The organism is Pseudoclavibacter sp. CFCC 14310 (assembly GCF_008831165.1).
Classification (GTDB): Bacteria; Actinomycetota; Actinomycetes; order Actinomycetales; family Microbacteriaceae; genus Pseudoclavibacter_A.
Genome location: NZ_WBKC01000002.1, coordinates 205,727 through 217,999 on the forward strand (window position 1 = coordinate 205,727; position 12,273 = coordinate 217,999).

The 12,273-nt window shown below is 62.6% G+C and carries 14 protein-coding genes; 13 read left to right on the plus strand and 1 reads right to left on the minus strand.

Annotated features, from left to right (window positions below):
- The first annotated feature begins 68 nt into the window (after nucleotides 1-68).
- From dnaG to F8O06_RS04665, 5 genes are all read left to right on the plus strand, one after another.
- Nucleotides 69-2,015 carry a DNA primase gene (gene dnaG, locus F8O06_RS04645; protein ID WP_158037745.1) on the plus strand — a complete coding sequence of 649 codons (1,947 nt, stop codon included), beginning with the start codon at nucleotides 69-71 and terminating at the stop codon, nucleotides 2,013-2,015.
- Nucleotides 2,016-2,058: 43 nt separating this feature from the next.
- Nucleotides 2,059-2,988 carry an NAD(P)-dependent oxidoreductase gene (locus F8O06_RS04650; RefSeq protein WP_158037746.1) on the plus strand — a complete coding sequence of 310 codons (930 nt, stop codon included), beginning with the start codon at nucleotides 2,059-2,061 and terminating at the stop codon, nucleotides 2,986-2,988.
- Nucleotides 2,989-3,016: 28 nt separating this feature from the next.
- A complete protein-coding gene (locus F8O06_RS04655) occupies nucleotides 3,017-4,312 on the plus strand; it encodes an alpha-hydroxy acid oxidase (protein WP_158037747.1) in 1,296 nt (431 codons plus the stop codon).
- A gap of 66 nt (nucleotides 4,313-4,378) precedes the next feature.
- On the plus strand, nucleotides 4,379-4,837 hold the full coding sequence (locus F8O06_RS04660; protein WP_158037748.1) for a GNAT family N-acetyltransferase: 459 nt from the start codon (nucleotides 4,379-4,381) through the stop codon (nucleotides 4,835-4,837).
- A gap of 152 nt (nucleotides 4,838-4,989) precedes the next feature.
- Nucleotides 4,990-5,610, plus strand: coding sequence for a TetR/AcrR family transcriptional regulator (locus F8O06_RS04665; protein ID WP_158037749.1), 621 nt, complete (start codon nucleotides 4,990-4,992; stop codon nucleotides 5,608-5,610).
- Nucleotides 5,611-5,638: 28 nt separating this feature from the next.
- Here F8O06_RS04665 and F8O06_RS04670 read toward each other — a convergent pair whose 3' ends face one another.
- Nucleotides 5,639-6,241, minus strand: coding sequence for a GNAT family N-acetyltransferase (locus tag F8O06_RS04670; RefSeq protein ID WP_158037750.1), 603 nt, complete (start codon nucleotides 6,239-6,241; stop codon nucleotides 5,639-5,641).
- Between the two features lie 80 nt (nucleotides 6,242-6,321).
- Here F8O06_RS04670 and nrdI point away from each other — a divergent pair, with 80 nt between their 5' ends.
- The 8 genes from nrdI (at nucleotide 6,322) to F8O06_RS04710 (ending at nucleotide 11,729) form a co-directional block, all read left to right on the plus strand.
- Nucleotides 6,322-6,765, plus strand: coding sequence for a class Ib ribonucleoside-diphosphate reductase assembly flavoprotein NrdI (nrdI, locus tag F8O06_RS04675; RefSeq protein ID WP_158037751.1), 444 nt, complete (start codon nucleotides 6,322-6,324; stop codon nucleotides 6,763-6,765).
- A gap of 321 nt (nucleotides 6,766-7,086) precedes the next feature.
- On the plus strand, nucleotides 7,087-8,262 hold the full coding sequence (locus F8O06_RS04680) for a hypothetical protein (protein ID WP_158037752.1): 1,176 nt from the start codon (nucleotides 7,087-7,089) through the stop codon (nucleotides 8,260-8,262).
- A gap of 227 nt (nucleotides 8,263-8,489) precedes the next feature.
- Nucleotides 8,490-8,750, plus strand: a complete 261-nt coding sequence (locus F8O06_RS04685; RefSeq protein ID WP_158037753.1) for a hypothetical protein — start codon at nucleotides 8,490-8,492, stop codon at nucleotides 8,748-8,750.
- Between the two features lie 191 nt (nucleotides 8,751-8,941).
- Entirely contained in the window at nucleotides 8,942-9,271 is a 330-nt protein-coding gene (locus F8O06_RS04690; protein ID WP_158037754.1) for a hypothetical protein, read from the plus strand.
- Between the two features lie 227 nt (nucleotides 9,272-9,498).
- A complete protein-coding gene (locus tag F8O06_RS04695) occupies nucleotides 9,499-9,753 on the plus strand; it encodes a hypothetical protein (RefSeq protein WP_158037755.1) in 255 nt (84 codons plus the stop codon).
- Between the two features lie 191 nt (nucleotides 9,754-9,944).
- Complete coding sequence (locus F8O06_RS04700; protein WP_158037756.1) at nucleotides 9,945-10,247, plus strand: hypothetical protein; 303 nt, start codon at nucleotides 9,945-9,947, stop codon at nucleotides 10,245-10,247.
- A gap of 50 nt (nucleotides 10,248-10,297) precedes the next feature.
- Nucleotides 10,298-10,624, plus strand: a complete 327-nt coding sequence (locus tag F8O06_RS04705) for a hypothetical protein (protein ID WP_158037757.1) — start codon at nucleotides 10,298-10,300, stop codon at nucleotides 10,622-10,624.
- Nucleotides 10,625-11,132: 508 nt separating this feature from the next.
- Nucleotides 11,133-11,729, plus strand: coding sequence for a suppressor of fused domain protein (locus F8O06_RS04710; RefSeq protein WP_158037758.1), 597 nt, complete (start codon nucleotides 11,133-11,135; stop codon nucleotides 11,727-11,729).
- Nucleotides 11,730-12,273 lie beyond the last annotated feature (544 nt).

Below are 12,273 nucleotides of genomic sequence, written 5' to 3' on the forward strand. Positions count from 1 at the left end.
GCACCAGCGAGGAAGGTCGCGTCGAGCCACACGGGGCGGATCAGCGCCGAGGATCTAGACTGGTGGGCATGGCCGGACGGATTGCACGACGCGACATCGACGAGATTCGCTCGCGCATCGACATCTCTGAGGTCATCGGCCAGTATGTGACGCTGAAGTCGGCCGGCATCGGCTCTCTGAAGGGTCTCTGCCCGTTTCACGACGAGCGTTCGCCCTCATTCCACGTGCGCCCCCAGCTCGGCTACTACCACTGCTTCGGATGCGGCGAAGGCGGCGACGTCTTCACGTTTCTGCAGAAGATGGATCACGTCACCTTCACCGAGGCGGTCGAGCAGCTCGCCGATCGGCTGGGCTACGAGCTGCACTACGAAGATGGCGGCCCCGATCTGCAGGCTCGCGGCCGTCGTGCCCGCATTCTCGAGGCCAACGAGGCTGCGCGCAGCTGGTTCGCCCAACAGCTGAACAGCCCCGAGGCGAAGGTCGCCCGCGCCGAGCTGCTGCGCCGTGACTTTGACTCCCACGCAGCCCACGAGTTTCACATGGGCTATGCGCCCAAAGGCTGGAACGGCCTGCGCGACCACCTGCAGCAGCGCGGATTCACCAATGACGAGCTGATCGCCGCCGGGCTCGTCTCGCAGGGCCAGCGCGGCGTCTACGATCGGTTTCGTGGTCGACTGATGTGGCCGATCATCGACCTCACCGGCCGCACGATCGGGTTCGGTGCCCGCAGACTCTATGACGACGATCAAGGGCCGAAATACCTCAACACACCCGAGACCGACGTCTATCACAAGGCAAAGGTGCTCTACGGTCTCGACCTCGCCAAACGCGCCATCGCGAAGAAGCGTCAGGTGGTCGTGGTCGAGGGATACACCGACGTGATGGCCTGCCACCTGGCCGGCGTCGACACCGCCGTCGCCACCTGCGGCACCGCCTTCGGCCCGGGGCACATCGAGGTCATCCGACGGGTGCTTGCCGACGATGCCTCCAAGCCGGCCGAGGTGATCTTCACCTTCGACCCCGATGAGGCGGGGCAGAAGGCCGCTCTGCGCGCGTTCGCCGAAGAGCAGCGCTTCGTCGCGCAGACCTACGTGGCCATCGCACCCGACGGCCTTGACCCCTCAGATCTGCGCATGAGCCGGGGCGATCAGGCCGTGCGAAGCATGATCACGGCGAAGACCCCGCTTTTCGAGTTCGCCATGCGCCAGGTGATCAAGCGTTTCGATCTGAACACTGTCGAAGGCCAGGTGCAGGCGCTGCAGCAGGCCGCTCCGATTGTCGCCAGTCTGCGCAACCGGGCGCTGCAGCCCGGCTATGCCCGCGTGCTCGCCGGATTGGTCGGGGCAGACCCCGACGAGGCTCTGCGCGCGGTGCGAGCCGCAGAACGCGATCGGTCGCGGCGTTCGACGGCTTCGCCTGACGTGCCTGACGCGCCTGCGGTGAGCGCGCAGCAGGTGGGGTCGGGCTTCGTCAGAGCCGGTGACGCCGAGCAGCGGGCGGATGCCGTGAGCGCGCCCGCTCCCGCTGTGCCGGTGCACCGAGCCGATCTGCCGATGGGCTCGCAGCATGCCAGACGCGAGGTGCAGCTCGCCGAGGCTCTTCTGCAGGTGCCCGAGCTGTGCCCGCCCGATCTGCGCAGCCGAGTCGAACAGCTGCCGGTCAACGAACCCCGCTTGCGTCAGCTGCTCGAAGTGCTGTTCTCGGTGCCGAACTACGCCGAGCAGAAGAACCGCGTCGAGACGGTCGGCGAGCGCGTCGCGCCCGAGCTGCAGTCGCTGGTCGGCGAACTGGCGATGACCCAGCTGCCGGTGAGCACCGGTGCCGAGGCGGCCGCCTATGCACGCGAGGTGCTGACCCGGTACCTGCTTGACCGACTCGACCAGCGCATCCGCGAACTGCTCGGTAGACTCTCGCGAGGAGCGGCCGTCGCTCCGCCAGACCAGGTGCGCAACGTGCAGCGTATGCTCGTCGACCTTGAGCAGGAGCGCAGAGACCTGCAGGAGTCGATCGCCTGAGTCTGTGACACACGCGATTCAGTCATCACACAAAGGAGTTCCCATGACGATCACCGTTCTTCCCGAGGCTCAGGCCCCGTTCGTCAAGGCCGTCGCCGCAGGCGGCGTCGAGGCGCAGCCGCTCAGCGCCGAGACCGAGGGTGTGGTCTGGCTCGATCCGAAGGGCGTCTCGCAGCTCGCTGAGGTGCTCGACGCCAACCCTCAGGTTCGCTGGGTGCAGTTGCCCTTCGCCGGCGTCGACGCGTTCACCGACGTCTTCACGAGTCACAGCTCGATCACGTTCACCTCTGCCAAGGGAGCCTACGACGAGCCGGTCGCCGAGCACGCTCTGGCTCTCACTCTCGCTGCGCTGCGTGACTTCGGCCCCTACTCACGGCGCACTAGCTGGAGCGCTCAGGCCGGCCGCTCTCTCTACGACCTGCGGGTGGCAGTCGTGGGCGCCGGCGGCATCGGTCGTGAGATTGTGCGTCTGCTGCAGCCGTTCCGCGCGAAGATCACGGTCGTGCGACGTCGTCAGCAGCCTGTCGAAGGAGCTGAGCGCGTCGTCGACGACCAGACATTCCGCAGTCTGGTGGCAGAGTTCGATGTGATCATCCTCGCTGCGGCACTGACGGCCGGCACGAAGCACCTGCTCGGGGCCGAAGAGTTCAAGGCGCTGCCGAACGACGCGGTCGTCGTGAACATCGCCCGCGGCCCACAGATCGACACGGATGCGCTGGCCGAGGCCATCACCCAGGGCGAGATCGCGGGCGCAGGCGTCGACGTGACCGACCCCGAGCCTCTGCCCGACGGTCACCCGCTGTGGACGGCGGGCAACGTGATCATCACACCGCACACGGCGAACACCTGGGCGATGGCGCAGAAGCCGCTGTCAGCTCGAATCAGCCACAACGTGCGCGCATTCCTCGGCGAGAGCGACGGCGGCAGCGCCGTCGAGTTCGCCGGTGTGGTCGACAAACAGGCCGGCTACTGAACCACGACGAGAAGAGATCAGCAAGACAATGACGAAGCGTCGATTCCCAGATCCCAAAGAGTTCAGCCAGTTTCTGCGGCTGAAGCCGTTCGAGCCCAATGGTAAGAAGCGCCGACTCGACAAGGCTGCCGACCTCTGGGACATCCGGCGCATCGCGAAACGTCGCACACCGAAAGTGGCCTTCGACTACACCGACGGTGCGGCCGAGAGCGAGATCAGCCTGCGGCGGGCACGCCAGGCCTACCGCGACATCGTCTTTCACCCCTCGGTGCTGCGTGACATCGCAGAGATCGACACCAGCACCGAGGTGCTCGGCGCCAGTGCCGCCATGCCTCTCGGCATCTGCCCAACCGGCTTCGTGCGCATGATGAATCACGAGGGCGAGGTCGCTGCCGGGCAGGCGGCACGTGACGCGGGCGTTCCGTTCAGCCTCTCGTGCATGGGCACCACCTCGATCGACACACTCGCCCAGAGCACGCCAGGCGGTCGCAACTGGTTCCAGCTCTACCTCTGGAAAGAGCGCGACCGGTCGCTGAAGCTGATCGAGCAGGCGCAGCAGGCAGGCGTTGACACGCTGATCGTGACGGTCGACACCGCTGTGGCCGGCGCCCGCCTTCGCGATGTGCGCAATGGCATGACCATTCCGCCGAGGCTCACCGGCAAGACGTTCATGAACGGTGCCGTTCGCCCATGGTGGTGGTTCAACTTCTTGACGACCGAGCCGCTCAGATTCGCGGCGCTGGATTCGTGGCAGGGCACGGTCGGCGAGCTGGCCAACCAGATGTTCGACCCGACGGTCTCGTTCGACGACGTCGACTGGCTTCGCGAGCAGTGGAAGGGCAACCTGGTCGTCAAAGGCATTCAGAACGTGGATGACGCCAAGCGGGTGCGCGACCACGGTGCCGACGGCGTCTGGCTGTCGAACCACGGCGGGCGACAGCTCGACCGAGCTCCGGTGCCGCTGCACCTGCTGCCAGAAGTGCGTGCCCAGCTGGGCGATGACTACACCATTCTCATCGACACCGGCATCATGAACGGTGCCGACATCGTCGCCGCCGTTGCCAATGGTGCCGACATGGCGATGATTGGGCGCGCCTACCTCTACGGGCTGATGGCTGCGGGCAAAGAAGGCGTCGCCAAGGTGCTTGAGCTGCTGCGAGGCGAGTACACGCGCACACTGCAGCTGCTCGGCGTCAACAGCACGGCTGATCTGACCCCTGATCACGTCGAGCTGCTGCAGCGGCTGACCCCGTTGGCACGGCCTCATGCTGCTGCAGGGCAGCTGTCGACCGCTCACTCAGGCCGGAAGACACGACACAGCTGAGGCAGCGGTCGTCATGCAGACGTATATGCTGAGGTCTTCTCGGGCAGGGTGCCATATGATGCTGCCATGAGCACACTGAGACTTGAAGAACTGAACGCGAAATACATCATCGCTGCCAACGCGCTCTCGCTGAAGCCAGGCCAGGCGCAGTACATCGCTCCCGTCTCGTACTCAGCTGCGGTCTCGGTGGTGAACCCCGACACCGCGTGGCAGCGCGTTGTGGTCGATGACGAGACCGACGAGGTCGTCGGTTTCATCCACGGCAGCTTCGACCCGCACGCTGATCGCGACGAGTTCAGCGCGGCTCTCTGGCGCATCCACGTAGACGCCCGGGGGCAGGGAAGGGGCATCGGGCGGTTCGCCGTCGAGGCACTGGCCGACGAGGCTCGGACACGCGGCTTTGGGGCGCTCTATGTGATCTACGAACCCGGGGAAGACGGCCCCGGACCATTCTTCGAGCACGTCGGTTTCATGACCGTCGGCGAGACCCCTTATGGCGAGTCTGTGGGGCGCATGTCGCTGTGACACCCCGCTCAGCCTGAGCAATCACAGGTGGGTGCCACGTCAGACGATGATTATGCGATACACTGTGCAACGGGGGAACCAATGGGGGGACCGTTCGTCTCGGGTCTTCGGGCCCGAGACGAACCGTATCGGCCGTCTCACCTAGGAGCCCCTTGACTGATCCCCGTCTCACGTCAGCACGCGAGAGCTCCGGTCGGCCTCTTGACGCAGGCGTCTCTCAGGCGATCATCGATTCCGTCGTCGACATCACGCTTGCTCACGGTCTGCGTGAGGTGACGATCTCATCGGTCGTGACCGCGGCGAAGACCACGAGACCTGCATTCTACCGTCGCTTCAAGAGCCTCGACGAGATGCTGCTGTTCGTCGTCAATTCACGCGCCACCTCGTTCAACGCCTCAGACCACGGAAGTCTCGAAGAAGATCTGTACGCCGTTCAGCTCGTCTCCGTGGAACGGCTGAACGATCGATTTCTTCGTGCGGTGCTGCCGTATCTGGCGTATCGCGGCATGTCAGACGGTTCTTGTATGCCCCTGTTGAACCGGGAGTTCATCGGCCCCTTTCGCGACACGGTCAGGTCTGCCCTCGAACGTGCAGTCGATCGTGGAGAGATCAGCCAGTTGCCAAATCTGAGCGAGGTCTGCAATGTGCTCTCTGGAATGCTCGTGCCTGACGCACTCTGCTCGGAAGGCTCACGAGATCTCACAGAGCGAGACGCCCGCCGTTCGGCACAGGTCGCCGCGTTGGCTGCGAGGCTCGGGCCGTCAGACGGCTGAGTGCCTAGCCTGGGCCTGAGACGGCCGCTCAGCGATGGTCTCGGCGGATGCTCTTCGTCATATAGCGGCCGGTGCGCGTGCCGTCGTGCGAGATCGGAACCGGCAGCAGCTGATCAGTGCCGGGCGCCAGGATGGGCAGAGTCACGTTCTGAGTGTCGTGCGCGGTGAACCCGAGCGCGGCGAAGAACCCCTCGGATGCCTCTTGACAGACCTCTTCGGCGAAGGTGTAGACCCCCGCGATGCTGGGATGCAGAGACGAAATCGCAAGGGCAGCCTCGACCAGAGCCCGGCCGACGCCGGCTCCACGGTGCTCGGGAATGACGGCGAGCTGGGGGAGCAGCGCCCACTGTGAGACGAACGAACGCGCGATACGTGGATCCAGACCATTTGCGATGATCATGTAGACCTCGGTGTCTGCACGGAGCACACAGGCGCCCAAGAGGGTTCCGTCATCGTCGCGCGCGGCGAGCACCGTCTCATCGACTCCTCCGAGGGATCGAACCAGTGCGGCCGTCTGCGCGTCGGGTTCGTCAGGAAACAGCGGCATCGTCGTCCGGAGCTCTGCCTGGAGCAGAGTGCGGCAGGCGGCGCGATCGTCAGCGCGGCGTGCGCGCTTCACTGAGAGGGACATGACCAGCAGTCTACTGAGCGATTCGGCAGCTCGCCGGCAGGGAACCAATCGACGCTGAGGCAAGAGGCATGATGGAGAACATGAGAGAGACGCCGATCTACTACTACTCATCAGCCAGTGGCTTGGTGCGACGTTTCGCCGGGCATCTGAACAGAGATGTGCGCGACCTCTCAGATCACGACGTGCGCAACAGCGTCACCGACGGCCCCTGGGTGCTGCTGACGCCCTCGTACAAAGCGGGCAACGGGGCCAATGACACCCTGCCGAAGGCCGTGCTGAGGTTTCTGGCCTCGCCGCAGAACCGACGACACATGGTGGGGGTCATCGGATCTGGAAACCGGAATTTTGGCGAACACTACCAGGCAGCCGCACGACAGATCGCGCAGCGTTCTGGCCGACCGATGCTCTTCGAGTTCGAACTCTCGGGCACTCAGGAAGACGTCGTACGGTGCCGGGAGATTCTCGCCGAGCTCGACGAGAAGCTGGATGAGAGACACCGAATCGACCACACTGAGCGGGTGTAGAGGGCCGATCTGGCGTCTGCTGAGGCATCGTTGGCGTCTGCGCAGGCCCAGCAGCAATCGGCCCAGTCGGAGTATTCCCGGCAGAACCGTGTGTTTCAGCAGTGGGGGTCAGCGCCGGCTGATCAGGTGCCCTCTGGGTTGTCGGTGCCGTCGGGGTCTGTGGTGCGTTCTCTGTACCGGCAGCAGCAGGACGCGGCCTCTCGTGTGGGGTCGGCGTCGTCCCAGGTCGGTGACGCGCAGTCGCGGCTGGATGCGGCCAGACGCCTTGTTGCACAGGCGAAGCAGTCGTATCAAGAAGACGCGCATACCACGGCGGGTCGTTTGCAGGCCGCGACCGACAGTGCGATTCCGAAGGATTCTTGGTGGGAGAAGCTCACCAACTCTGATGCGTGGAAGGTGCTGGTCACGGTCGCGACAGTGGTGGTCGTGGTTGCCGCTGTGGCGGGGTTGTTTCTGTCGGGTCCAGCGGGGTGGATCGCTGCTGGTATCGCGTTCGGTGCGGGGGCGCTGCTGACTGCTGATGATGTTGCTGAGTTCGCCAAGGGCAACATGTCGTTGGGCGAGTTCGTGGTGTCGATGGGGCTGAACTTCATTCCAGGCGGTGCGTTCGCCAAAGGCGGGAAGGCCCTGGCCAAGGGGTTGAGTCGTGCTGCGCATGGGGTGGGTAGGGCCGGGGGTGCTGCGGTGGCGGGCGTGAGTAGGGCGGCGTCTCGTGCGGGTGAGGCCCTGGCCGGAGCGTCACGGCGGGCAGTTGATGGTGTCATTTCGGGGGTGCGGAATGATCCGATCTATCAAGGCGTGCTCGCTGCGGGGAGGCGTGGTATTGACCAAGCCACGGGTGTGTTCGAACATGCGGGGCAGGGGTTGCGGGCCCGGACTGGTATGTTGAGTCGCGTGTCTGGGGATCTTGTTTTGGGTGTGCGTGAGACCGCGATGCGTGCGGGAGCCAGTCAAGGTGTGAAAGGGTTCGTCACCCAGGCCGCGTTTGGTGCCGCGGGGAATGTGGGGGTGTACTCCGTGACGAACGCTGCCGACGGGAAGCCCTGGACGGTGTCTGGTGCCGCAGCCGCCGCGGCTGGTGGCGCGGCCGCTGGCGGCCTCGGATCCCAAGCCGGAAAAGCCGGAGCGCTCTTTCATGGTGATACTGCCCAAGCGGGCGCGGGGGTGGTTGCGTCGGCTGGTGCTGAGGTGATCGGTGGCGTGGTCGAGGACCAGCTCAACGGTCCTGAGAATGACTATGACCTGGTTGACGTTTTGCTTGATGCTGTTGATGGTGGCCTGTTGTCGAAGTTCCCTGACGCTGCCGCTATTTCCGGGGCGAACCCGTCGTGGGGTGCGCATGTGGGTGCCGCGTTCGCGGGCGAGCACGCAGGCTTAGGTGTTGACGCGGCCAAGTTCACGGCAAAGCATGTCGTAGAGAACCTCACTGGAGCCAACGCCGCAGCACCCGAACCCAACCAAGGTACGACAGACTCCAGCCACGGGGCCACGCAATGACCCACCCCCAACCCCAGTCAGGGCCAGAGCCTGAACCAAAGTCTGGACCAGGGGCAGGCTCGGAGTCTGCGGCTAGCGACGCCGCGAGTGGCGGTGTCGACCCGGGGCGTTGGGACAAGACCGGGAAGGTACTCGGACAGATCTGGAACTGGTTGCTTTGGGCTGGCCTTGTCGTGTCGGTGGCCGCCGTGGTGTATGTGTTGACCCAGGTGCCGTGGACTACCACGGTGGAATACTCACGTCGCAACGGCCGTGCCCCACTCTTGGTTCTGCTCGGGGTCCCGGTGATCATCTGGCGGCTCGTGCGCCCAATCAAAAAGATTCGAGCGCTCAGGGCGAAGACGCCCATCACGGAGGAAGCTGAAGACTGGACCTTCTTGAAGATTCTAGTCTTCGTGGGCCTGGTCATGTTCGGCACCTGCGCCTTCATTTTTGGTCAGTTGTACCTGTCGTATGAGTTCTTGCGTGAGGGTGGTGCGTTGGGCTGAATCGGCCCGCCCTGCACTGTTCCTGAACGCTCACGGCTGATGCAGGTAGGCGTGGTGTTGACGGGGCCACGGGGTTGTTCGAGCATGCCGGGCAGGGGTTGCGGGTCGAGGCTGGTATGTTGAGTCGCGTGTCTGGGGATCTTGCTATGGGAGTACGTGAAACCGCGACCCGTGCACTAGCCAGCCAAGGCATGAAAGGCTTCGCCACCCAGGCCGCGTTCGGTGCCGCGGGGAATGTGGGGGTGTACTCCGTGACGAACGCTGCCGACGGAAAGCCCTGGACAGTGCCTGGTGCTGAGGTGGCCGGTGGCGTGGTCGAGGATCAGCTCAACGGTACTGAAGACGACTATGACATGTTTGACGCTGGGCTTGATGCTGTTGGTGGTGGCCTGTTGTCGAAGTTCCCTGACGCGGCCAAGTTCACGGCAAAGCATGTCGTAGAGAACCTCACTGGAGCCAACGCCGCAGCACCCGAACCCAACCAGGGTACGACAGACTCCAGCCACGGGGCCACGCAATGACCCACCCCCAACCCCAGTCAGGGCCAGAGCCTGAACCAAAGTCTGGACCAGGGGCAGGCTCGGAGTCTGCGGCTAGCGACGCCGCGAGTGGCGGTGTCGACCCGGGGCGTTGGGACAAGACCGGGAAGGTACTCGGACGGATCTGGAACTGGTTGTCCTGGGTTGGTCTTGTCGTGTCGGTGGGCGCGTTGGTGTATGTGTTGACCCAGGTGCCGTGGACTACCACGGTGGAATACTCACGTCGCAACGGCCGTGCCCCACTCCTAGCCCTGCTCCCGTTCCCATTGGCTTTCTGGTGGTTCGTGCGCCCGCGCACTGCCGAGCAGAAGGCAAAGGAGGCCGCAGAATCAGAGACCAAGCACTGGAGTGTTTTCACGCTCATTCTTTTCGTGGTCCTGGTCATGTTCGGCACCTGCGCCTTCATTTTTGGTCAGTTGTACCTGTCGTATGAGTTCTTGCGTGAGGGTGGTGCGTTGGGCTGAATCGGCCCGCCCTGCACTGTTCCTGAACGCTCACGGCTGATGCAGGTAGGCGTGGTGTTGACGGGGCCACGGGGTTGTTCGAGCATGCCGGGCAGGGGTTGCGGGTCGAGGCTGGTATGTTGAGTCGCGTGTCTGGGGACCTTGTTTTGAGTGTGCGTGATACCGCGACCCGTGCACTAGCCAGCCAAGGCATGAAAGGCTTCGCCACCCAGGCCGCGTTCGGTGCCGCGGGGAATGTGGGGGTGTACTCCGTGACGAACGCTGCCGACGGTGTGCTGTTGTCGAAGTTCCCTGACGCGGCGGCTATTTCCGGGGCGAACCCGTCGTGGGGTGCGCATGTGGGTGCCGCGTTCGCGGGCGAGCACGCAGGCTTAGGTGTTGACGCGGCCAAGTTCACGGCAAAGCATGTCGTAGAGAACATCACGGGAGCCAACGCCGCAGCACCCGAACCCAACCAAGGTACGACAGACTCCAACAACGGGGCTGCACAATGACACAACCCTGACTAGGGCCAAAGCCTGAACCAGAGGCGCGGAAACTCGACTTGGAAGAACTCAATGGTGTTGACTTGGCGCGTCTAGAAAAGACCAGAAGTCTGCTGGTAGGTATCCTGATGTGCTTATGCTGGATTGGTCTTGTCGAGTCGGTGGCCGCCTTGGTGTATGTGCTGATGCAGGTGCCGTGGACCACCACGGTCGACTACTCACATCGCAATGGCCCAGCCCTACTCCTGGTTCTGCTCGCGTTCCCGGTGATCTTCTGGATGTTCGTCCGCCCAAGCAAGAAGACCATGAAGAAGAAGGTGCCACGGAAACCCGAACGGGGAGACATTTGCCGCGTGATCGCAGCCATGGCTTTGGTGGCGGGGTAGTTTCGGTCGGGTCCGACGGGTTGGGTGATCGCGAGCGCGACGTTCGCTGCTCCTGTTCTGCTTGTGACCTCCCTGATTTGCTATGCCCATGCGGAGGCGATCTTGTTGATGTGGAGGTGGCGGCGCTGAGCATGGTGCTTGGGGCCGGTGCCTTGTGTGACAGGGGTGCTCTTGATCCGTGAAGCCAGACACATAGCTACAGGAGGCCAAGTGGATTGCGTAGGGGCGTTCGAGTTCAGGTCTGCGAGACAGCTGTAGATTCTCAGAGGCTTGTTGAAAGTCCTAACACCGGGGTTGCCGTAGAGTATCGCAGCCTTTGCGGTAAGGGGCATGAACCCTGCCATGGGTTCGTCAAGCACCACGAGTGATTGATCGAGACGCTTTTTGACGAGCAGGATGGTTCAACTCGCTATGGGCCTTGGCGGCCTCTAGAACAGCTATCACAGTAACGAAACTCGATCGGTCTTATAATCGAGATGAGAGTTCGATTTCAGGAAGATGGCTCTAAATGTCTGATTATCGTTTAGATACGGCTCGGCATATCGGTAAGACCATTTTCCACCTCCCGCAAGAGTATCGACCTGAGTTTGAACGATACTCACAGGAGGATGAGCAACTGCATATTGACATACTACGTGCACGGGATACGCCGACCCTGGGAGAAACATGCTACGGGTCAATCGGAATTAGTCAATTTGACAATGAACTTGAAATCGAAGGCCAGCCACTACGTGTTGAGATCCTAGCTGTATGTGCTTCTCAATGGGATATTATTGGTCACGGTATTGCGGCTTGTGGATTTCAGCTGGCGTCCGGTTACAGAGTACTTCGGCCTGATATTGTCTGTGAGGGCGTTCTCTCGGGGTATAACGATTGTATTACGACAACCGGACTGCTGTTGACTGCTCCGTTTAGCTTTGAGCATACACATGTTTTGTCGTTTCCCAGCTTCTCAATTTCATGGTTGCAAGCGATCCCGATAACTCAATCGGAATGTGAGTTTGTTCTCTCTCATGAGCATTCTGCTCAAGAACTTCTATCGCTATTTGAGGCGCAGCAGCTTAAACTCAATTGTCTTGATCGAGATTCCGTCCATTTTGACTAGTGGTAGTTTCTCATTCGGTTGCGCACCAGGTGGAAGCGGCTCGCTACTCTATTCCGCAGACGTACATTGTGGACGTAGCGATAGAACCAGTTCTCTACGTCACTTCCTTGGTTGCGTTGCAATCTCTTCTACGCGCAATTCTTGACTGGGTAGGGGTCGAACACGTGCCAAGATCAGACAGAAGCGCCGACGGGTGTTGTACTTGACCCAGTGGCAGGCGCAGCGTTCGTTTGTGGATGTGCGGTTTGAGGTTGTGGTGGGGAAGTGAGGGTTGGTTGTGGATGGTCGGTATGTGTTGCCGGGGTTTGTGTCGTCTGGTGGTGTGGTGTCGAAGAGGGCTCGGCGTCGGTTTCGGAAGGTGTTGCCGCCGGGTGTGTTGGCGTGGTGGGGTGAGTATAGGCAGGGTGTCGCCTTTGATGGGTTTCTGCGGCTGATCGACCCGTTAGATGGTGTGGTGCACTTGAATCGTATCGAGGGTGCAGGGTCTGTGGCCTGTGAGGTCAAACACGGTACCGTGCTGCTGTGAGCCGCTGAATCTGTCAGG

Coding starts and splice junctions, on each gene's coding strand:
- F8O06_RS04690 (WP_158037754.1), top strand. CDS start 8,942: ATGAAAGGCTTCGCCACCCAGGCCGCGTTCGGTGCCGCGGGGAATGTG.
- F8O06_RS04650 (WP_158037746.1), top strand. CDS start 2,059: ATGACGATCACCGTTCTTCCCGAGGCTCAGGCCCCGTTCGTCAAGGCC.
- F8O06_RS04700 (WP_158037756.1), top strand. CDS start 9,945: ATGAAAGGCTTCGCCACCCAGGCCGCGTTCGGTGCCGCGGGGAATGTG.
- F8O06_RS04710 (WP_158037758.1), top strand. CDS start 11,133: ATGTCTGATTATCGTTTAGATACGGCTCGGCATATCGGTAAGACCATT.
- nrdI (WP_158037751.1), top strand. CDS start 6,322: ATGAGAGAGACGCCGATCTACTACTACTCATCAGCCAGTGGCTTGGTG.
- F8O06_RS04655 (WP_158037747.1), top strand. CDS start 3,017: ATGACGAAGCGTCGATTCCCAGATCCCAAAGAGTTCAGCCAGTTTCTG.
- F8O06_RS04670 (WP_158037750.1), bottom strand. CDS start 6,241: ATGTCCCTCTCAGTGAAGCGCGCACGCCGCGCTGACGATCGCGCCGCC.
- F8O06_RS04660 (WP_158037748.1), top strand. CDS start 4,379: ATGAGCACACTGAGACTTGAAGAACTGAACGCGAAATACATCATCGCT.
- dnaG (WP_158037745.1), top strand. CDS start 69: ATGGCCGGACGGATTGCACGACGCGACATCGACGAGATTCGCTCGCGC.